16 protein-coding genes are annotated in these 19,775 nt (G+C 58.5%); 9 read left to right on the top strand and 7 right to left on the bottom strand.

Annotation, left to right across the window (positions count from 1 at the left end):
- Positions 1-229 precede the first annotated feature (229 nt).
- Positions 230-1,384, top strand: coding sequence for a hypothetical protein (locus QK293_RS25860; protein WP_282382757.1), 1,155 nt, complete (start codon positions 230-232; stop codon positions 1,382-1,384).
- Between the two features lie 71 nt (positions 1,385-1,455).
- Positions 1,456-2,574, top strand: a complete 1,119-nt coding sequence (locus QK293_RS25855) for a glycosyltransferase family 61 protein (RefSeq protein WP_282382755.1) — start codon at positions 1,456-1,458, stop codon at positions 2,572-2,574.
- Between the two features lie 49 nt (positions 2,575-2,623).
- Here the strand turns inward: QK293_RS25855 and QK293_RS25850 are convergent, their stop codons facing one another.
- A complete protein-coding gene (locus QK293_RS25850; RefSeq protein WP_282382752.1) occupies positions 2,624-3,295 on the bottom strand; it encodes a class I SAM-dependent methyltransferase in 672 nt (223 codons plus the stop codon).
- A gap of 181 nt (positions 3,296-3,476) precedes the next feature.
- On the opposite strand from QK293_RS25850, the gene QK293_RS25845 reads away from it, so the two are divergent.
- Positions 3,477-3,869, top strand: a complete 393-nt coding sequence (locus QK293_RS25845; protein ID WP_282382749.1) for a GFA family protein — start codon at positions 3,477-3,479, stop codon at positions 3,867-3,869.
- Between the two features lie 346 nt (positions 3,870-4,215).
- Here QK293_RS25845 and katG read toward each other — a convergent pair whose 3' ends face one another.
- The 4 genes from katG to QK293_RS25825 all read right to left on the bottom strand — a co-directional run bounded on the left by katG (position 4,216) and on the right by QK293_RS25825 (position 10,827).
- The gene (katG, locus tag QK293_RS25840) at positions 4,216-6,471 is read right to left on the bottom strand and encodes a catalase/peroxidase HPI (protein WP_282382747.1); all 2,256 of its coding nucleotides are present in this window, start codon (positions 6,469-6,471) and stop codon (positions 4,216-4,218) included.
- 377 nt (positions 6,472-6,848) lie between these two features.
- The gene (locus QK293_RS25835; protein WP_282382745.1) at positions 6,849-8,885 is read right to left on the bottom strand and encodes an LTA synthase family protein; all 2,037 of its coding nucleotides are present in this window, start codon (positions 8,883-8,885) and stop codon (positions 6,849-6,851) included.
- 32 nt (positions 8,886-8,917) lie between these two features.
- Positions 8,918-9,532 carry a hypothetical protein gene (locus tag QK293_RS25830; protein WP_282382744.1) on the bottom strand — a complete coding sequence of 205 codons (615 nt, stop codon included), beginning with the start codon at positions 9,530-9,532 and terminating at the stop codon, positions 8,918-8,920.
- Entirely contained in the window at positions 9,529-10,827 is a 1,299-nt protein-coding gene (locus QK293_RS25825) for a sialidase family protein (RefSeq protein ID WP_282382741.1), read from the bottom strand. The genes QK293_RS25830 and QK293_RS25825 overlap by 4 nt, the downstream gene beginning before the upstream one ends.
- A gap of 324 nt (positions 10,828-11,151) precedes the next feature.
- Here QK293_RS25825 and QK293_RS25820 point away from each other — a divergent pair, with 324 nt between their 5' ends.
- The 3 genes from QK293_RS25820 to QK293_RS25810 all read left to right on the top strand — a co-directional run bounded on the left by QK293_RS25820 (position 11,152) and on the right by QK293_RS25810 (position 13,673).
- Entirely contained in the window at positions 11,152-11,658 is a 507-nt protein-coding gene (locus tag QK293_RS25820; protein ID WP_282382738.1) for a GNAT family N-acetyltransferase, read from the top strand.
- Positions 11,659-11,787: 129 nt separating this feature from the next.
- Positions 11,788-13,008 carry a helix-turn-helix domain-containing protein gene (locus QK293_RS25815; RefSeq protein ID WP_282382734.1) on the top strand — a complete coding sequence of 407 codons (1,221 nt, stop codon included), beginning with the start codon at positions 11,788-11,790 and terminating at the stop codon, positions 13,006-13,008.
- A 35-nt stretch (positions 13,009-13,043) separates the two neighbouring features.
- Positions 13,044-13,673 (top strand): PQQ-binding-like beta-propeller repeat protein, encoded by a 630-nt coding sequence (locus QK293_RS25810; RefSeq protein WP_282382731.1) that lies wholly within the window; start codon positions 13,044-13,046, stop codon positions 13,671-13,673.
- Between the two features lie 16 nt (positions 13,674-13,689).
- Here QK293_RS25810 and QK293_RS25805 read toward each other — a convergent pair whose 3' ends face one another.
- Positions 13,690-14,550 (bottom strand): CAP domain-containing protein, encoded by an 861-nt coding sequence (locus tag QK293_RS25805; protein WP_282382728.1) that lies wholly within the window; start codon positions 14,548-14,550, stop codon positions 13,690-13,692.
- A 102-nt stretch (positions 14,551-14,652) separates the two neighbouring features.
- Positions 14,653-15,543, bottom strand: coding sequence for a DMT family transporter (locus QK293_RS25800; RefSeq protein WP_282382725.1), 891 nt, complete (start codon positions 15,541-15,543; stop codon positions 14,653-14,655).
- A gap of 83 nt (positions 15,544-15,626) precedes the next feature.
- Here QK293_RS25800 and QK293_RS25795 point away from each other — a divergent pair, with 83 nt between their 5' ends.
- From QK293_RS25795 to QK293_RS25785, 3 genes are all read left to right on the top strand, one after another.
- Complete coding sequence (locus tag QK293_RS25795) at positions 15,627-16,958, top strand: PLP-dependent aminotransferase family protein (RefSeq protein ID WP_282382722.1); 1,332 nt, start codon at positions 15,627-15,629, stop codon at positions 16,956-16,958.
- A gap of 388 nt (positions 16,959-17,346) precedes the next feature.
- Complete coding sequence (locus tag QK293_RS25790) at positions 17,347-19,536, top strand: NosR/NirI family protein (protein WP_282382719.1); 2,190 nt, start codon at positions 17,347-17,349, stop codon at positions 19,534-19,536.
- Between the two features lie 60 nt (positions 19,537-19,596).
- The coding region (locus tag QK293_RS25785) for a twin-arginine translocation signal domain-containing protein (protein ID WP_282382787.1) at positions 19,597-19,775 on the top strand (179 nt) is incomplete at its 3' end.

The raw sequence follows: 19,775 nt of genomic DNA, 5'->3' as shown, positions 1-19,775 counted from the left end.
AGCCCCAGCTCGACCGGCTCTGATAGGAAATATTTCGTCATAAAATATACGACTGATGCCCTCCGTACGTCGCTTGCAAAGCCTCTGCCTCGTATCTTTACTGTTACGGAACATCAGAGCATCGCCTCATCAAATATGTCTTTCATAATAAGGTTTAAGCCCGCCTCTTGAAGTTCCGCGTGGATCGTTTTCTGATCTACCACCAGAAAACTCGAAGGATGACGAAGAAATGAAAGGGAACTTGGCGGCAGTTATCCGAAAACTCATTTCTCCTTCGATGCGGTATGAGATAAGAAATACTTCAAATTGGTTGCGAGACATCCTTGGACGTGCGTGTTTCTGGCGCTGGGAGATAGTCAGGTTCAGACTGCAGAGCGAAAGTCCTTACGAATTCCTCTATATCGGAAGGAAAAAGCAGCGGGAGATGGCGAAGCTTCTCATTGGGGGGAAGTCCCAAGGGAATACCCCTATGGCCGACGGCGAAGCGGAACCTGCCGCGTCGAATCATGTGGTAGTGGTCAGTGAAATGCCGACCTCGGGGGCCTTGTATGTACCCTTGTATCTGAGTGCCGTCGTACCACTGGGGCGTTCCATCGAGGAGATCACCACAAAATACGATAGCGAGTTGCGGCGAAATATACGCAAGAACCGACCGCGCTACCGAATGATTCAGACGCTGCAGGATGAAGACATTGAAAAGGCAGACAGGGAAATGCTTCGACCTTATGCCACGGCAAGGCAAGGCACCCACGCTGCGCAATTTGCCACGCAGGAGGTGTTGAGGATAGCCAAGACTGTGGGCCGGCTCGACTTGATTATGCTGGAGGACGAAGTTGTTGCGTGCCACCTTGGCTGCGTAATAACCCGGGGCGCAAAGCGCTACTGGAGCACACTACGTTTCGGCTATACCGAGGCGATTTTTTCAGATGCCAAAAGACTGCGCGAAGTCAATTCGATCACCACTTTCATGGCGCTTGAATGGGCGATCGATAATGGCTTCGATTATTACGACATCGGTCTTTGCGTGGCACGGCCGGATGACGGACTTCTGAAATGGAAAAGAAGGCGCGGCGGTGATATTGATTCCTTGGGAAACCACGCTTATATGTTTGTCCGGCTGCCCAAGACAGGTACAGCCAAATTCCTCTGGGACACGCCGCTATTCGCTGTCGAAGGGAAGGAAATGACCCTCCACCTTGGCTTACCGGACGGGCCAAGCGATGAGGAGGTCGCCAGCCGCTATCATGAAATGGTCTTTGGCGGGCTGCACAAAATTTATCTCTATTGCGCACAGAGCTCTGGCGAACAGTTCCTCGAAACCTTGCGCAGTCGCTATGCCAGTCTGCAGACCCCACCCATCATGCAAAGGATTGCCTCCAGCTGAGCCATTTTCAGAACTGAAATTACAGCGCTTCGCGCCTGACTATTGACCCTGTCCCGCAGGGAGGACTTTTCATGGAAAGCGATGTCTCGGAAATAAGCACTGCGACTGCTGGCAATCGAAAAAAATGGACCCTTGCCGCCTACAGGAATATGGCGAGAAAAAGACTGGCACGGAAGGCGGAGATCAACTTGAAAAGCCTGGCGGTGAAAAGCTGGGATATTGCGCCGGGTGGGATATCGCATTCGCCGCCGGCTATCTTCCTGCCTGGTCAAATGGAACGTGTGACAGGATGGGAGGCGAAGCGCTTTTATCCTTACGAGCATCCCGCTCGCACCATGGAAGGGCTGGGTGACGTGGTACAAGGCCCGACACGTGGCTACTTGGTCAAGGATGTCTGGCTGATCGATGGCGCGCTCTACAAGGACAATGCAAGTCTGTGGTTGTCTCTCAAACCGGGTATGTTTCCGCGAATTCTCGTGGAAAACGAGATCGAGCGCGGGGCCGTCTACTGTACGCAAAATGGAAATACATGGTTTGGCACATGGTTGATGGAAGACTGCCCGACCTATTCGTTGGCCTGCGACGAAGGCGTCCCGGTCACCACCGCGCCATCCGCCAGGTTTCCCCTATTTACTCAGGCCCTCGCGTATGAGGACTGGTTTGGCATGAAACCGGTTCGCTTGAACGGTGCGTTTTTTCATGAACTCGTGCTATTCGACGATCTGAGCAACAATCGAAGCAGGCATTTACGTTTCCGTACCATGGGTGAAAAGCTACTGTCGCACGTGAGCTATGAGTCTCACCCTGGCGTGTTCATTCTCCGGGGTGGCGACGGTGACTTGCGCTTTTTGCGCAATGAAATTGAGCTCGCTGAGCATCTGCGCAAGAGTAGGGGGTTTCGCATCATCGATCCTTTGAAAACCGATGTCCCGACCATAGTGGCGACGTGTGCCGGGGCGCAGACCGTGGTGGGGGTCGAAGGGAGCCAGTTAGTACACGGTGTCAATGTACTGCAGCCGGGTGGTTCGTTGCTGGCACTGCAGCCACCGAACCGTTTCGTCAGCTACTTCAAGTACCTGACGGATCGCGACCACCAGAATTTTGGCTTTGTGGTCGGAGCGCCAGAGGGCGATGGCTTTAAAATCGACATTCAAGAGCTTGAGCGCACACTGGACCTGTTCCCATCATGACGGCCGCCTAGAAAAGTCGGCCAGGGGCGTGAATAACCGGGTGTGGGGCTCACCCCCGTTGCTCGGCCACCAACAGCAACGACTGCGGCGCAGGGCTTTGCGGGTGCTGCGGCTCCTGCAGGCTGGCCAGCCGAAAACCGGCCATGTCCAGCGCAGTGAGCCAACTGGACAAGGTGCGCAAGTACCACGGCATGGGTTGCCACTGCCCCTTGAACCCAGCGAAGGTCTCTTCCCGCCAACCATCCTGATAGTCGCCCGCCGCCGCGGTCCATGGATGCAGTGTCTGGATTACCAGCGCGCCGCCAGGGGCGAGCAGGGCGTTCATGGCGGCGAGCAGAGGGATGATGTCCTGGTGCAGCAGAGCGAAGTTGGCGCAGATCAGGTCGTAGGCGCTGCCGATGTCCACCTTCGCCTCCACCAACGCTTCATAGCTTGCCAAATGCACCTGAGAAGAGCCCGCCGCCCGCGCCGCCTCGACCAGCGTCGCATCGCCATCCACACCGACCGCTTTGATGGCCCGTTCAGCCAGCGCACGCAACAGCCAGCCCTCGCCGCAACCCAGGTCGAGCACACGCTCGGGCTGGCGGCTTAGTACCGCCAGCAGGATTGCCTGGTCGGTGACCTTGAGGCGACTTTCGATGGTGCCGGTGCGAATGGCTTCGATCCAGGATTGGGCGTTGTGGTGCCAACTTTGGAGGAGGGTAGATTCGGAGGCGGGCATTTCGATCTCCGCAGTTGTGGGTTGGATGGAAGGATAGGACATGTGCTGGTGGATCGGACCTTATCGGTAACGCTTTACCTGCGTCATAATCACCGACAATGGCCTTTGCGAGGTCGTCACTCGGGAAAACCGGCTGTGCGTTGCAAACATTCCGACCGCTTGATTTTAGAGGAGACGCAGTATGGAACGATTCACGGGCGGTTGCCTGTGCGGCGACGTCCGAATTGAGGCTTCGGGACGCCCATACCGGGTCGGCGTTTGTCACTGTCTCGACTGCCGCAAGCATCATGGGGCCCTTTTTCACGCCTCCGCGGTGTTCCCTCAGAGTGCGGTGACGATCACTGGTGAAACACGCGACTATGCCGGGCGGTTTTTCTGTCCTCGCTGCGGCTCGTCCATTTTCGCGCGCACCGCCGACGAAATCGAAGTGAACCTGGGGTCCCTGGATGCCCCTGACCAGCTGATGCCAACCTACGAAAGCTGGATCGTCCGTCGCGAGTGTTGGTTACCATCGTTTCCGCTCACGAGACGATACGAGCGCGATCGTGACGTGACGGGGCGCTTCGAGGAGTAGGCCGCGCAGTAAAAAGCCCGCTGAACCAGTGATGGTCAGCGGGCTTTTACGTGGGCGGGTTTTGTTCTGATCCGTATTTTCCTTTGCTACCTGCATCTGTAACGCACACAGGCGGCGGCTCACAATGACAGCATGCTCCGCAGTTGCGGCAACCGCTGTACTGCAAACTCATAACGTAGGAGGCCCAATGGGCAAGATGGCAATTTTCCTGGGTGGATTTCTGGTGTTGACCATTTTGATCGGTGCCCTTGCCACGATTTCTCCCGTTTAGTCACTTCCTCCAATCAGCAAAAAGCACAACACCTCCCCATTGGGAGGCGTTGCAGTTTCAGCACTACCGCTCGCGTTACTTAAGATCGAAGCGATCCAGGTTCATCACCTTGGTCCAGGCAGCCACGAAGTCTTTAACAAACTTTTCCTTCGCATCAGCGGTTGCATAGACTTCAGCCAACGCTCGCAACTGCGCATGTGAGCCGAAGACGAGGTCGACACGGGTGCCTGTCCACTTCACTTCGCCGGTTTTGCGATCGCGCCCTTCGAACGCCTCATTAGCCTCCGAGACCGGTTTCCATTCCACGCTCATATCCAGCAGGTTCTTGAAGAAGTCGTTGGTCAACGCTTCCGGCTGCAGCGTGAACACACCGTGTCTGGTTTGCCCGACGTTGGTGTTCAGCACGCGCATGCCGCCAATGAGCGCGGTCATTTCTGGCGCGGTGAGTGTCAGCAGTTGCGCCTTGTCGATCAACAGCTGCTCGGCCGGTACGCTGTATCTGCCTTTGAGGTAGTTACGGAAGCCATCGGCGATGGGTTCGAGGAAGCCGAACGACTCCACATCCGTCTGTTCCTGGGAGGCGTCCATCCGTCCCGGTGTGAACGCAACCGTCACGCTGTGGCCGGCATTTTTTGCCGCCTGTTCAACGCCAGCATTACCAGCCAGCACGATCAGGTCTGCCAGCGAGATCTTCTTGCCGCTATTGTTGAACTCGCTCTGAATGCTCTCGAGTTTCGCCAGCACGTTCGCCAGTTGCTCAGGCTGGTTGGCCTGCCAGAACTTTTGCGGGGCCAGACGCAAACGCCCACCGTTGGCACCGCCGCGTTTGTCGGAGCCACGGAAGGTGGAAGCCGCCGCCCAGGCAGTTGATACAAGCTGCGAGACCGACAGGCCAGAAGCAAGCAATTTGCTCTTGAGTGCGGCCACGTCACTGTCGTTGACCAGGGCATGGTCGACCGCTGGAATCGGGTCTTGCCACAGCAGTTCTTCGCTCGGCATTTCCGGGCCGAGGTAGCGGGAGAGGGGGCCCATGTCTCGGTGGATCAGCTTGAACCAGGCGCGGGCGAATGCGTCGGCCAATTGGTCCGGATTTTCCAGGAAACGCCGCGAAATCGGTTCATAGATCGGGTCGAATCGCAGCGACAGGTCCGTGGTCAGCATGGTCGGATTACGACGCTTGGAAGGGTCGTGAGCGTCTGGAATGATGCCGGCACCGGCGCCGTTTTTCGCTATCCACTGATTCGCACCCGCGGGGCTTTTGCTCAGTTCCCACTCGAAGCCGAACAGGTTCTCCAGATAGTTGTTGCTCCACCGGGTGGGCGTGGTGGTCCAGGTGACTTCCAGGCCGCTGGTGATGGTGTCCGGCCCTTTGCCGGTGCCGAAGCTGTTCTTCCAGCCAAATCCTTGTTGTTCCAGGCCTGCGGCTTCGGGCTCGGCGCCGACATTGTCGGCAGGTCCGGCGCCGTGGGTCTTGCCGAAGGCGTGGCCGCCGGCAATCAGTGCCACGGTTTCTTCGTCATTCATCGCCATGCGTGCGAAGGTCTCGCGGATGTCTTTCCCGGCGGCAACCGGGTCCGGGTTGCCTTCCGGGCCTTCAGGGTTCACATAGATCAGGCCCATTTGCACCGCAGCAAGCGGGTTTTCCAGGTTGCGCCCTTGCTCGGTACGGCTCTCCTCATTTTCTCCAGGCTCAGCAACGAGTGGGCCTTCGCCGGGCTCTTGCATGGGCTCATTTTCTTTGCCATAGCGGGTGTCGCCACCCAGCCACTTGTTTTCCGAGCCCCAGTAAACATCCTCATCCGGTTCCCAGACGTCCGGACGACCGCCGGAATAGCCAAAGGTCTTGAAGCCCATGGACTCCAGCGCGACGTTGCCGGTGAGGACGATCAGGTCAGCCCAGGAGATGTTACGGCCATATTTTTGTTTGATCGGCCAGAGCAGCCGGCGCGCCTTGTCGAGGCTGACGTTGTCCGGCCAACTGTTGAGCGGCGCAAAGCGCTGCTGGCCGGAACCGGCGCCACCACGGCCGTCACCGGTGCGGTAGGTACCGGCGGCGTGCCAGGCCATGCGAATGAAGAGCGGCCCGTAGTGACCGAAGTCCGCCGGCCACCAGTCTTGCGAATCGGTCATCAACGCCGTCAGGTCTCTTTTGACCGCTTCAAAGTCCAGGGTTTTGAAGGCTTCGGTGTAGTTGAAATCCTCGTCCATGGGATCGGACAGGGACGAGTGCTGATGGAGTATCTTCAGATTCAGTTGGTTCGGCCACCAGTCGCGGTTCGTCGTGCCACCGCCAGCGGCGTGATTGAACGGGCATTTCGATTCATTTGCCATGTGTGAGCTACCTTTGGTCGTGTTCATCCGGCTATCCGGCCCAGCGTGGGCGTTTAAATAGCAACGAGCGAAACCAATGACACAGGCTGCAGGGCCAGCAGTTTGATCAACTGATTGTTTTGATCACACGGGAATTCTGAACAGTGGCAATCGAGTTGCCTGCACGGTGGCCTACGGCAGGTTTAGTCAGGCTTCTGACCCATTCCTATCTCCTTATCAGCTCTTGACCGGCCGGCTAGGGTGCCAGCGCTCGAGTAAGGTTAGACCCCAGTTGGGAAGTCAGCTAATAGGTGGAGTATTGGGTCGCGATAGGCAGAGTCTTTTACCGGCATCTGGGGGGGGCGCGTCTATTTGCAGCATAGACGCGGGGGAAGCCGTTACTTTCGCACGTTCTGGTACAGCATCAACCTTGAGGTTTCATGCATGGCGCGGGTCAGCTGTGACAGGCGTTTGAACTCTTCAGGGTTTTTCTCGGCGACGTTGTCCAGTGGCGTCGGTGAGGCCAGGTCATGGAGAGTTGGCGAGCTGCCGTCGTGCTCCATCTGCACCATGTAGTGTTGAGTAACGCCGGCAATCAGCGGGAACGTGCCCTCACGTAATACCAGCGGTACCACACGCTCACCCTCGGGCGCTGGCTGCTGGATATCACGGCCCATGCCGCTGTTGCGAAACTCAAGGCCGGCCATGCCCGCCACGGTCGGCAGCAAGTCCACCAGGCCGACCGCTTCTTTGACCTTGCGCGTCCCGAGCAAGCCCGGCGCGTGGATGATCATCGGCACCGCGTTGCTTTCCAGGCCCAGTTGCTCGTAGGCCGGTGCCAGGAAAGGGATCTGGGCGATACGGGTGTTATGGTCGCCAAACAGCACGAAAATGGTGTTTTCGTAGTAGCCGCCCGCTTTGGCGATTTCCATCAAGCGTCCGAGATTGAAGTCCAGCAAGCGCACGGCGTTGTACTGCTCGACACTGCGCGACCCTGCGGCCTGGACTTCCGCCAGGGTAGGGTGCTTGACCTCGAATCCATCGTTGCTCTTGGGAATTGTGAAAGGACGGTGATTGCCAGCCGTCTGTACATACGCAAAGAACGGTTTGTCCTTGGGCAGCGCTTGCAGGATCTGGTCGGTTTCCTTGAACAGATCCAAGTCTGAAATTCCCCAGACATCCACCACCGGAGATTTCCAGTCCCGTTCTTCGAACAAACGAACGCCGTCGATGCTTTGCCGAATCAAGGCATTCATGTTGGCCCAACCGGAGTTGCCGCCGATGGTGTAGATCTTCTCGTAATCGGTGAAGGCGTTGATCAGTGTGTTTTGCTTGGTGATCAGCGGATTACGCGTCGCGGTTTCCTGGCGGGTGACGTCAGGCACCCCGCTGATGCTGGCCCAGACAGTTTTTGCGGTCCCTGTCACCGGCACATAAAAGTGCTCGAAGAACCAGCTTTGCGTGGCCAGGCGATCAATATTGGGCGTCGGATTGATCGGGTTGCCGTAGGCTCCGACGGCGCTGGTGCCCAGCGATTCAAGCATGACGAACATCACGTTCGGCGGCCGGGAGCCCGGTATTTTGTAAGGTTGTGGCGCCTGGTGACGTACGAAATCAAGGGTTTGCCGGTCGGGCTTGTCCACCCCCAGGTAGTTGGCCATCACCGGATAGTGTTCGCGCACCTGCGCTTCGTCATAGCGTGACTGGCCGACTTTGACCGTGTCGTAGAGGAACAACACCGGGTTCAGGCCCAACGCGGCAACCTGGTTACTGCCCGAGAAGAACGCATCGCTCCAGCGCAACGGGACCGGGTTTTCAAGGTTCATGTTTTCAACGCGACCTAAAATGCCCAGCAGCACCACCACGACCATCAACGCGCCGCCCCATGTCGCAGAGAGCGGGTGAATGGCTTTGCGCGGGCGGTCCAGCGTTACGCGCTCCAGACGCACCAGAGCCCGTGTCACCAGCGCGACCGTTGCCAGCCAACCCAGTGAAATCCAGATAACCGGGTAAGTCTGCCAGACCATATCGCGGGATATTTGCGCATCCTCGATGAAGCGCAGCACGGTGGCGTTGATTCGCACGCCCAGGTAGGCGTAATGGCCAAAGTCGATGATGTAAATCAGCAGCAGGACGCTCAGGGCAACGAGCAGATACACGCGTGCGATCCGGCGAAGCAGGCGGCTGCCGATCAGGTTCCAACGAGGAATCCAGGCCAGCAACGCCAACGGCAACATCACCAGGATGGCCAGGCGCAGATCGAAGCGAAAGCCGATCCCCAAGGTTTCCGGGACAGCATTTCCGCCGATCAGGGCGTTGGCGTCGAAACCGGAAAAGCCGAAGAAGAACACCACCCTGAGCAGTGCAAACAGCGCAAACGTAATCGCTGTCGCGCCCAGCCAGTAATGCAAACGTCTCGATTGCAGCCAACCCATCCATGTTCCCCTGTTAATAAAGTCGTTAAATCTCAAACGGATTTGGGTACGTCGCCCATTGCACCGCGCCGCTCGATTGCCCGGCGATACGCCCAGCGCATGGCAAGCATCAGCAATGCCACGCAGCAATACAGACCCAGCAGCGGATCAATCAGGTAATCCCAATAGTTTTGCGAAGGTTTTATCCCGGCGATGAACGCCAGGGTCGCGCTGGCCAGCATTACGACGGCCAGGCCGTTGCGCAGGTAAAACAGGCCCAGTGTGAGCGCGGCGATGAAAATCAACAGGGGGCGCGGGCTGTAGCCAAACCGATAAGGGTCCAGATCACTCATGCCCAGGGTTGCCGGGTACAGCACCAGGGCCATCGCGGCGAAGAGGATCAATACGCTGGTTTTACCCCGCGCAGGTGGCAGGAGGTCCAGCCGACGCAAGCAGCCCCACGCCATGAACACCATGGAGGTGATCGCCAGGTCATCAATGTAGCTGCGCAGGTACGCGGCCAGCGACAACCCGCCCAGCGGTATGAAACTGGCGGCCAACAACGCGGCCAACAGTGCGATCCGCGAGGTCCTGGGCAAGCCGAAAGCAGGCAGCACCAGGAAGATGATCATTGCGAAGCTGGCATGGGCTTGCCACAGGCTGATCATTTGAGACGCTCGTTGAGCCAGGCATCGTTGAAGGTGACGTGCTTGATGAAGGTGTTGTTCCAGGAATAAACCAAGTGATACATACCGTCGGGACTGCGGATGAAGTAAGGGTATTCATATTCGAATTCACACCCTTGGCTTTTACAGACACGGGTGTCGAGGTTATCCAGGAACTGCGCCTCCAGTGGTTGGCGAAGCGCACCACTGGAACCGCGGAACTCTTTACCGATGATTTCCTTGTAGGCCTCGGGTGAAAACGGAGCGCCCTCTGGATCAGGTGACTTGTCCAGGTCCCGCAACGAGCGCCAATCGTCCATTTTTGCGTCGGTCCCATACAGACTCAGCTTGAAGCGCCCCTCCTGCAGGTCGTTGAGCGCTACCAGCAACCCATGTTCGGGCGTTGCGACGGCTGCCAGCGAGGAATTGGGGTTCGAAGGGTCGAGCGGATAGGGCTCACTCCAGGTTTGTCCGGCATCTTCAGTGCGGGTCGCCAGAACACGGTGGTGGGTGTTGCCGGCATAGCGCAGCAAGGCGATGCCGCGCTGCCCGTCCAGAGGAACCACCGCGGGTTGCAATGAATTCTTGCCATAGCTGATGCGGAATTTGTCGATCACATCGCCGTCTGCGCTCAAGTAGAGGTACTCGGCAAACTTGCCCAGAAACTCGTGGTAGACCGGTAACCCGATGGAGCCGTCGGCATGAAACACCGGTGCCGACCGGACCAGGGTGCTGATGTTCAGAAAGGGTGAAGTGATCAACTGACGAGGAGCGGACCAATGTTCACCAAAGTCGTCTGAAACCATCACATTCACCGCGCTACCGGCCCAGCCACCCATGGACACGGACACGTAGAACAACCACAGGCGATTATCCGGCGCGAGTGCAACCACCGGATTGCCCAGTTTGCGAATGTATTTTCGAGTGCCCTGTTGGGTCGAATCCCGAGTCGCCAATACCTGTTCAGCCCCCCATTCGCCGGTTTTCGAGTCGTAACGGGCGGAGCGCACCTGCACATCGGCTGCGCCTTCGCGGGAGCCGGCGAACCAGACCGTCATCAGGCTGCCGTCGGGCAAGGCGGTGACCGCCGAGGAATGCACGAAATCCACCAGCCCGGACGAGGCGAAACGGCTGGTATAGATGGGCTTGGCCACTTGGCCGGCCACTGCCATCACTGGACTGATCAGGGCAAAGGAAGAGTGCGTATTGGACGGATTGACGAACCACGCGGCCGCAAACAGGCAGGAAAGTGCAAGGTATGCACCGAGGGCAGGAATGCTGGGAAGTTTGATGCGCATAATTAAGGCTTTGGCATCTCATGGCCCGATAAAGCGCTCAAGTTAACATTCGCTAGTACAAAATCGGGTTTAATGATTTTCGATTTTGTAAGCAATTGTTTGTAGTGCGCTGCTATGTCTATGAACAACACTCAATGGGCAAGCTGAAACTACCGGACTAGACGGATATCGATTCGAACCAGCGGGAATGACGGGTCATTCTCGCCGTTGGTCGCAAAAAATGGACATGAGCAGCGCGAAACAGAAAAGGAAGTTGATCCCACGCTTCTATCCATCACCCGCAAAAAGTAATCTGTCACACCGACACTTGGATGGATCCAAACCATGCACCTGACCCATCGCCCCGTCAGCGCTGAAGATGTTCTGGCAATTTGCGACTTTCCTCAAAATCCCCAAGAACTGTTTTTTATGTTCCCGAAGGCGCAATACCCGCTGACGGAATATCAACTGCAGGCATCGATTGCTCAACGTTCCGATTCAACGGTGGTTGGGGAGGATGGTTCTGTTATGGGTTTCGCGAATTTTTATACCTTTGAGCGCGATGGCGTTTGCGCGATCGGCAATGTGATCGTGTCGCCCAAGGCTCGGGGGAAAGGGGTCGCGAAGTTCTTGGTGCAGACGATGGTGGGGCTGGCGTTTGAACGTCATCGGGCACGTGAGGTGCAGCTGTCGTGCTTCAACGAGAATACGGCGGGGCTGCTTTTGTATCCGCAGCTTGGGTTTGTGCCGTATGGGGTTGAGGAGCGGTTGGCGCCGGACGGGCGCCGGGTGGCGCTGATAAACATGCGGTTACTTACCGAAGCGAACAGTATGGAAATCCCCTTTGCGTAGATAAAGCGTGCCCCGTCGTGCTGAGAAACAAGAGTTGCGAGCGCTTCTGGAAGAGCCTGGTGGAAGATCGTGAATTAGACTAAACACCGAACATCCGACGGTGGGAGTGACAACGGTGGCGGGATTCAGATGGACTCGCTGATCACGGCTGCAGCACAGGCGCTGGCAGCGGGCGATCCGCTTGGCGCGCTGAACCGGGTCGCGTTGCGCGACGATGCGCCGGCGCTGGCGTTGCGCGGTATCGCGATGGCGCAACTCGGCGATCTGGCTCGGGCCAAGGCGCTGGTGCAGAAAGCAGCACGGGCCTTCGGTCCGAAGGAGGCCTTGGCTCGGGCGCGGTGTGTGGTCGCTGAAGCCGAAATCGCGCTGGCCTCCCGGGAATTGGGCTGGCCGGTGAAGGCACTCGACTCGGCGCGGGTAACGCTTGAGGCGCACGGCGATCGAGTGAACGCCGCTCATGCGCGGTATCTGCAGATTCGGCGTTTGCTGCTGATCGGGCATCTCGATGAGGCCGACGTACTGCTCGCTGAGCTTGACCCCGCGCCATTACCGCCGGCATTACGCGCCGCCCACGCACTGGTCGTAGCGGGGGTCGCGATGCGGCGACTCGAGACACAGAAGGCGCGATCAGCACTCTCCAGGGCCGAGCACGCCGCACACGATGCCGGTATTCCTGCGCTGACAGCCGAGGTGGAAAACGCTGTCCTTGCCCTGAACACGCCTGTCGCGCGGCTGATTGCCCGTGGCGAAGAACGGCCTCTGTTGCTGGATGAGGTTGAAGCGCTGCTCGGGTCAACGTCGCTGGTCGTGGACGCGTGTCGCTACGTCGTGCGTGGCGCCGGCATGTCGGTTTCCCTCGCCACACGACCGGTATTGTTCGCCCTCGCACGGGCACTGGCCGAAGCCTGGCCGGCTGACGTGTCGAGGGAAACGCTGATTGCCCGGGCCTTTCGTTTGAAGCTCGCCGATGAGTCCCTTCGCGCGCGGTTGAGGGTCGAAGTCGGGCGGCTGCGTGCGGCGCTTAAACCCTTGGCCGGCGTCACTGCAACCCAACGTGGTTTTACGCTGATTTCGCTGGTTGCCTCCGACGTTGTGGTGCTGGCGCAACCCGTCGAAGAGAAACATGCGGGGGTGTTCGCCTTCCTCGCCGACGGTGAATCGTGGTCGAGCTCCGCCCTGGCACTGGCCGTTGGCGCCAGCCAGCGGACGGTGCAACGGGCACTCGACGAACTGGCCTGCGCGGGCAAGGTGCAGTCGTTCGGTCGCGGCCGGGCACGTCGCTGGATGACCCCGCCGGTGCCAGGTTTCGCGACGACCTTGTTACTCCCGGTGCCCCTGCCGGGTGACTAGGATGAACGCCACCCACCCGTGACGAGGAAGCCAACATGAAACAGTCAACCGCTCAAATCCTTCGCGAATATGGACCCTTTGCCGGTGTCGACAAGGTGCATGGCGTCACCTGGGACGGCCAGCACGTCTGGTTTGCAACCGGCGACAAACTCAATGCCCTGGACCCATCGAGTGGCAAGACACTGCGTTCAATCGACGTCGCTGCCCATGCCGGCACCGCCTTCGACGGCCAGCACCTGTTCCAGATCGCCGACGACCGCATCCACAAAATTGACCCGCAGACCGGCCGTGTACTCGCGACTATCCCGGCGCCTGGGGGCAGTGACTCAGGGTTGACGTGGGCGGAAGGGACGCTGTGGGTCGGCGAGTATCGGGATCGCAAGATTCATCAGATCGATCCCGAGACCGGCGCGATTCTTCGCACTATCGAATCCAACCGTTTCGTCACCGGGGTGACCTGGGTCGAGGGGCAGCTTTGGCATGGCACGTGGGAAGGGGACGAGAGTGAGCTACGCCATGTTGATGCGAAGACCGGCGAGGTGCTGGAGAGCGTGAAGCTGCCAGCGGGCGTCGGGGTGTCGGGGCTTGAATCGGACGGTGGCGATCAGTTTTTCTGCGGCGGCGGAGGCAGTGGAAAGGTGAGGGCGGTGCGGCGCCCCAAATAAGGCGCCGCTCAATCACTCAAGGCGCCCCAAACAACATCGTCCAATAAACTCCCTCATCGCTGCGCGCGTCTGCTGCATAGGCTGCACCCATCTGGGTAAACATCGGGTTCATCAAGTTGGCGCAATGCCCCGGGCTGGCCAGCCAGCCCGACATTGCCTTGCTGGGTGAGCCCTGACCGGCAGCGATGTTCTCGCCGATCTGCCGGCCACGGAAACCAGCGGCTCGCGCCCGGTCTGCGGGCATCTCACCGTCGGGGTCCTGGTGTGCGAAGTAGTTGCCGTAGGCCATCGCTTTGCTGTGCCCTTGCGCCGCTGCGCCCAGGGCTGCGTTCCAGGCCAATGGCCGTGCGGCGGCGAAGCGCTGACGACCGCAGAGGCGCGGTTTTGAGCGTGCCGCATTGACCTGTGCCAGCAACGCCTTGCTGACCGCTCGCGTATCGCCCACCTGACCATCGAGCACCGGCCGTGCCAGCACGATCTGCCACTCGCTCCGGGCGCGACTGACCCCAATGTCGGCGAACTCGGTATCGAGCAACGCCGCGCAGTGATCGCTCTGAAGCATGTCGAAGGCCTCATCGGCGTCCTGCGCACCGACCACACGAAGGGTACGCACCGTCACCGCCTGATAGCCGGACGCTTTCAATCTATCGCGCAATCCGCCGCCATAGCCGATCGGCAAGGCCAGGTTCGACTTCAACGCCAGCGGCGATAACGCTCGACCCGCGCGCCCCGAGCAGCGATCGGGGTGAGCGCGGTAGTCGTTGATGGCTTCCACCAACTGCCTTTCGGCACTGGCGTGGGCGGGGTTGGCAAACAGGGAAAACAAAGGAATGAAACAGAGCGAGGCGACGCGAAAGGACAGGTGGGTTTGGCGCATGGATGGACAGCTCTGAGCGGGCAAGTGGATTTCACGGCTCGGCTATGACTGGCGCTTCAATACAAGGTTCACGAGCGCAAGAGACATATTTGTCGCGCCCGCTCACTTCGAAAACTTTCGCGCTCCGGCAACGCAAAGGATCACCGCGACGGTGACCCCCAGCATGCCAATGCTGACCTGCTCGTGAAGCAGCGTGGCCGCCAGCGCCAAGCCAAAAAACGGCTGTAGCAGCTGAAGCTGGCCGACGGCAGCAATTCCCCCTTGGGCAAGCCCGCGGTACCAGAAGACGAAACCGATCAGCATGCTGAAGATCGCTACGTACGCCAGGCTGATCCACGCAGGTGGCGTAATTCCCGAGAACGAATCAGGGGCCATGAACCCGGTCAGCGGGACCATGACGGGCAGCGACAGCACCAATGCCCAAGAGATCACCTGCCAGCCACCCAGTGTTCTTGAAAGCTTCGCACCTTCTGCATAACCCAGCCCGCAGGCGAGGATGGCCAAAAGCATGAGCACGTCGCCTGTCGGAGAAGCGGTCAGACCTTGAGAGATCGCAAACCCCACGACCAGCGTGCTTCCCAAGACCGAGAAGAACCAGAACACCGGCCGTGGACGCTCCCCTCCGCGCAACACGCCGAACACCGCCGTGGCGAGCGGCAATAGGCCAACGAAGACGATGGAATGCGCCGACGTCACGTGCTGTAGAGCCAGCGCCGTGAGCAGCGGAAACCCTACTACAACGCCCATTGCCACGATCACCAGGGGCAGAAGTTGACGCTTGGCGGGACGATTTTCTTTAAACAGCACAAGCATGCAAAGCGCCAGAACCCCGGCAATCGCCGCTCGGGCAACGGTCAGGAAGACCGGGTCGAATTCCAGCACGGCCAACCGTGTGGCTGGCAGCGAGCCGCTGAAAATCAGCACGCCGATGAACCCGTTGAGCCATCCGCTCGCGGTCTTTTCCGTCGTTGGGTTTTGCAGGATCCGTTCCATGTGAGGGCACTCTCAATTTGCAGAGATCCATCGTATGATCGACGGTCACTACAATCAAAAAATTGTCATGGATACATCTCGACATGCCTCGCTCACGGTACAAGTCATTAGTGGATGCTTTTGCGGCTGACATCCGGTCGGGACGATTGTTGCCGGGCACGCGATTGCCAACGCATCGTCAGCTTGCAGCGACAGAAGGGCTGGCGCTGGTGACCGCCACTCGGGTCTATGCAGAGCTCGAAGCCATGGGCCTGGTCAGTGGGGAGACGGGGCGAGGCACGTTCGTGAGGGAGACTTCGTTGCCGCCTGGCTTGGGTATCGACCAGAAAAACGTTGCCGTCGGAATGACCGACCTCAACTTCAACTACCCCTCGCTGCCAGGGCAGGCGGAACTCTTGCGCAATGCGCTGCGCCAGCTCGCGTCGGGCGGTGATCTGGAGTCGCTGTTGCGCTACCAGCCACACGCCGGGCGTGCGCATGAGCGCGCCTCTGTGGCGCGCCATTTGCTCGCCCGAGGACTGACGGTGGATGCCGAGCAAGTGTTAGTGGTCAGTGGTGCTCAGCATGGACTGGCCGTGACGATGATGGCGCTGCTGCAACCCGGTGATGTGATTGCAGCGGATGCGCTGACCTATTCAGGATTCATCGTGCTGGCCGAAGCCTTGCACCTTGAAATCGTGCCCATTCCCGTGACCGAGCATGGACCTGATCTGGAGGCACTGGACCGCCTGTGCCTTCGTCGCCGCGTGCGGGCGGTGTACACGATGCCGACGCTGCACAATCCGCTGGGGTGGGTCATGAGTGCCGATCAGCGCGAGTCGCTGGTGACGATTGCGCGCCGGCATGACTTGCTCATCATCGAGGACGCCGCTTATGCCTTCCTTGCCGAGGACCCGCCGGCACCGTTAGCGCAACTCGCCCCTGAGCGGACCGTTTACGTTTCAGGGCTCTCCAAGAGTGTGGCCACCGGATTGCGCGTAGGTTTCGTCGCAGCCCCCGCCGAAAAAGTGCCTGCCTTGGAGCGAACGATCAGGGCGACCACCTGGAATACCCCGGGCGTGCTGACGGCGATCACGAGCACGTGGCTCGACGATGGCACGGTCATGCAGTTGGAAGCTGAAAAACGCCGGGATGCGCAGGCCAGGCAAGCCATCGCCACAGAAGTGCTGATGGGGCTTGCGTGCGTTCGTCACCCGTCGTCGTATTTTCTTTGGCTGCCTTTATCTGAAGATGCAAGAGCTGACCAGATTGCCGCGGCGCTGATGCGTGAAAAAGTGGCGGTTTCAACCGCTGAGCCTTTTGCTACTTCTGCTCATGTACCGCATGCGATCCGCTTGGCGCTGGGGTCAGCGGAGATGGGCGCACTGCGTGAGGCGCTTGAAAAAGTTAAGTGGGTGATTGGTGCTTATTCATAGCCTGAAGAGGGTCGCTTTGACCCATTGCAGGCGTTCTCCAATGTTCGCTGTAAGCAATAATCAGTAGGCGATAGCTATTAGATCTCTATGTTCGTTGAAGAGGGTGGATTATTATCGCGCCGTAGATTCTCCTGAAGTGGCCAGAAATAATACGGATCGAGTAGATGGGTGATTGTTTGTGCACAAGGCGTTGTTGGGTCTCTGTTAAATTTATATTGAACTATTTGAGATATCTTATATTGAAAGTTTTCGCAGGCGAGTGGCGGAATATGTTTGCTATGTCCGTGACGAAGGAGGAGTGTTGAAGAAATAAGTCCAATAAAGAGGCGTCGGAGCGTAAATGTTTCCCTGCGGGTCATCCAATAGAGATCAATCGCTCAGCGAACCCATGATTATTCCTGCGTGTTCAAAGTTCAGTGTCCTGCGCCCATTCAAATATGGGCAAATACTTCTGTTGGTCATGTTGTTTTGTGGCTGTTTTGGATTACAAGCGAAGGAGTACGGCGGACTGGAGCAGCAGCGGATAGAAAAAACCTTTCCTGACAGCGATAACCTTTCCGAGCCTACGGGCGAGTTCAAGGTTCGCACCATCAGCACCGGAAAAACGCTACTCGGTTATGTGTTCCAGAGTCAGGACGTGGTGGATATTCCGGCCTATTCGGGCAAGCCGATTAACATGCAGGTCATCCTCGATACCCACGGTGTCATCCAGGATGCCTACGTACTGGAACACCATGAGCCGATTCTGCTGATCGGCATTCCCGTGGAAAAGCTTCATGCCTTCGATGCCAAATATAAAGGGATCAAGGCCGGCCAACGGGTGGTCGTCGGTCACTCCAGTGATCCAGAGGCGGTGACAGTCGACGGTATTTCTGGAGCGACGGTAACCGTCATGGTGGTCAATGAGATCATCATGCGCGCTGCGCACAAGGTGGCCGTATCGCTGAAACTGATTGAGGACAAGGGCGGCGCAGCACAGAAGCCCGCCACCGTGCGCCAGGACTTTTACGAACCCGCCACCTGGGAGCAACTGACCGGCAACGGCGCCATCCGCCGGTTGAATTTGACCCGTGGTCAGGTCGACGCCGCCTTCAAAGGTACGGAGGCCGAGGATCTCGACAATGCCGCTGTCGATCAAGTTGATGACACCTTTATCGAGCTCTACACCGCCGATTTGAACCCGCCAGCCATCGGTCGCAATTTGCTGGGTGACAATCAGTACCGTTTCCTTATGCAGGATCTCAAACCCGGCGAGCAGGCCATCGCAGTACTGGGGCGTGGCCTGTATTCCTATAAAGGTTCGGGTTATGTGCGCGGCGGGATTTTCGATCGGGTGCAATTGCGCCAGTTCGGCAACGTCATCAGCTTTCGCGACATGGACCATCAACGGCTCTCCGACGTGTTTGCCAAGGGCATGCCGGAGTTTACTGAAATGTCGATTTTCATCGTGCGCGAACCGGCCCGGTTTGACCCAGGATCGCCTTGGTCCATGGAGTTACTGGTGCGTCGCCAGACCGGCGCGGTCAACGGCGTGTTCAGTAGCTTCGAGCTGTCGTACCAACTGCCCGAACAATACCTTTTGCGTCCACCGCCCAGCGCCGAAGAACTGGCCGCCATCGAGGTCGCCAACAGACCGGCGTGGGTCAATATCTGGTACCAGAAAGCGTTTCAGATCGGGATCCTTTGCACGGCCCTTGCTGTGTTGATGGTGATTTTGTTCCTGCAGGACACCTTCACCCAATACCCGCGCTTCCTGCATTGGCTGCGTCGCGTCTATTTGGTTTTCACCGTGGTGTTCATCGGCTGGTATGCCCTGGGGCAGATTTCGGTGGTCAATGTCCTGACCTTCGCCCATGCCCTGTTTGAGAACTTCCGCTGGGAACTGTTTCTGACGGACCCGATTGTTTTCATCCTCTGGACCTTTACCGCCGCCAGCATTCTGCTCTGGGGCCGTGGCGTGTTCTGTGGCTGGTTATGCCCCTTCGGCGCCTTGCAGGAACTGATCAACGAAGCCTCGCGCAAACTCAAGGTTCCACAATTTGAATTGCCCTTCGCGTTGCATGAACGCTTGTGGGCCGTGAAGTACATCATTCTGCTGGTGTTGTTCGGCATCTCCCTGGAGTCGATGACCACCGCCGAGCAATTTTCCGAGGTGGAACCGTTCAAGACCGCCATCACCCTCAAGTTCGATCGCCAATGGTGGTTCGTGGCCTACGCGGTGGCGCTGCTGGTCATCAACATCTTCACGCGCAAAGTCTATTGCCGCTACGTCTGCCCGTTGGGCGCCGCGCTGGCTATCCCCAGCAAGCTGCGTCTGTTCGACTGGCTCAAACGCCGCAAGGAATGCGGCACGCCCTGCCAGCTGTGCGCCAAGGAATGCGAGATCCAGGCGATCCACCCGGATGGCCACATCAACGCCAACGAGTGCCATTACTGCCTCGATTGCCAGATGACCTACCACAACGAAAACAAGTGCCCGCCACTGGTGCTCAAGAACAAGCGCAAGACGCGGGACAAGCCAGCGCCTTTCCCTCAAAGCCCCGACCTGATTCCGGTTGTGCAAGTGTTTGAGCCCTGACCCGGAACAAGCATCGATTGACCGAGCTTACTCATATCTGCCCCCGATGGAGCAAAACCCATGAGCGATAAAAAGTCGAAAAACGATGATGAAGCAATGAATGGCGCAGGCCTTAACCGACGCGGTTTTCTGGGTGTCTCAGCCCTGACCGGCGTTGCGCTGGCGGGTGGTACGGCGTTGGGTAGCGCGGTCTTCACCCGTGAGACATGGGCGGCAGCGGCCAAGGACGCGCAACTGAA

The sequence above is a fragment of the Pseudomonas sp. AL03 genome (assembly GCF_029960815.1).
Lineage (GTDB): Bacteria > Pseudomonadota > Gammaproteobacteria > Pseudomonadales > Pseudomonadaceae > Aquipseudomonas.
The sequence above is the reverse complement of the archived record's forward strand: the minus strand, read 5'-3'. Positions and strand labels throughout refer to the sequence as shown.

Bases quoted from the DNA above. Each gene is read 5' to 3' on its own strand.
- QK293_RS25850 (WP_282382752.1), bottom strand. From the start codon at position 3,295: ATGCCCGCCTCCGAATCTACCCTCCTCCAAAGTTGGCACCACAACGCC.
- QK293_RS25800 (WP_282382725.1), bottom strand. From the start codon at position 15,543: ATGGAACGGATCCTGCAAAACCCAACGACGGAAAAGACCGCGAGCGGA.
- QK293_RS25795 (WP_282382722.1), top strand. From the start codon at position 15,627: ATGCCTCGCTCACGGTACAAGTCATTAGTGGATGCTTTTGCGGCTGAC.
- QK293_RS25855 (WP_282382755.1), top strand. From the start codon at position 1,456: ATGGAAAGCGATGTCTCGGAAATAAGCACTGCGACTGCTGGCAATCGA.
- QK293_RS25810 (WP_282382731.1), top strand. From the start codon at position 13,044: ATGAAACAGTCAACCGCTCAAATCCTTCGCGAATATGGACCCTTTGCC.
- QK293_RS25860 (WP_282382757.1), top strand. From the start codon at position 230: ATGAAAGGGAACTTGGCGGCAGTTATCCGAAAACTCATTTCTCCTTCG.
- QK293_RS25815 (WP_282382734.1), top strand. From the start codon at position 11,788: ATGGACTCGCTGATCACGGCTGCAGCACAGGCGCTGGCAGCGGGCGAT.
- QK293_RS25845 (WP_282382749.1), top strand. From the start codon at position 3,477: ATGGAACGATTCACGGGCGGTTGCCTGTGCGGCGACGTCCGAATTGAG.
- QK293_RS25825 (WP_282382741.1), bottom strand. From the start codon at position 10,827: ATGCGCATCAAACTTCCCAGCATTCCTGCCCTCGGTGCATACCTTGCA.
- QK293_RS25820 (WP_282382738.1), top strand. From the start codon at position 11,152: ATGCACCTGACCCATCGCCCCGTCAGCGCTGAAGATGTTCTGGCAATT.
- QK293_RS25790 (WP_282382719.1), top strand. From the start codon at position 17,347: ATGATTATTCCTGCGTGTTCAAAGTTCAGTGTCCTGCGCCCATTCAAA.
- katG (WP_282382747.1), bottom strand. From the start codon at position 6,471: ATGGCAAATGAATCGAAATGCCCGTTCAATCACGCCGCTGGCGGTGGC.
- QK293_RS25835 (WP_282382745.1), bottom strand. From the start codon at position 8,885: ATGGGTTGGCTGCAATCGAGACGTTTGCATTACTGGCTGGGCGCGACA.
- QK293_RS25830 (WP_282382744.1), bottom strand. From the start codon at position 9,532: ATGATCAGCCTGTGGCAAGCCCATGCCAGCTTCGCAATGATCATCTTC.
- QK293_RS25805 (WP_282382728.1), bottom strand. From the start codon at position 14,550: ATGCGCCAAACCCACCTGTCCTTTCGCGTCGCCTCGCTCTGTTTCATT.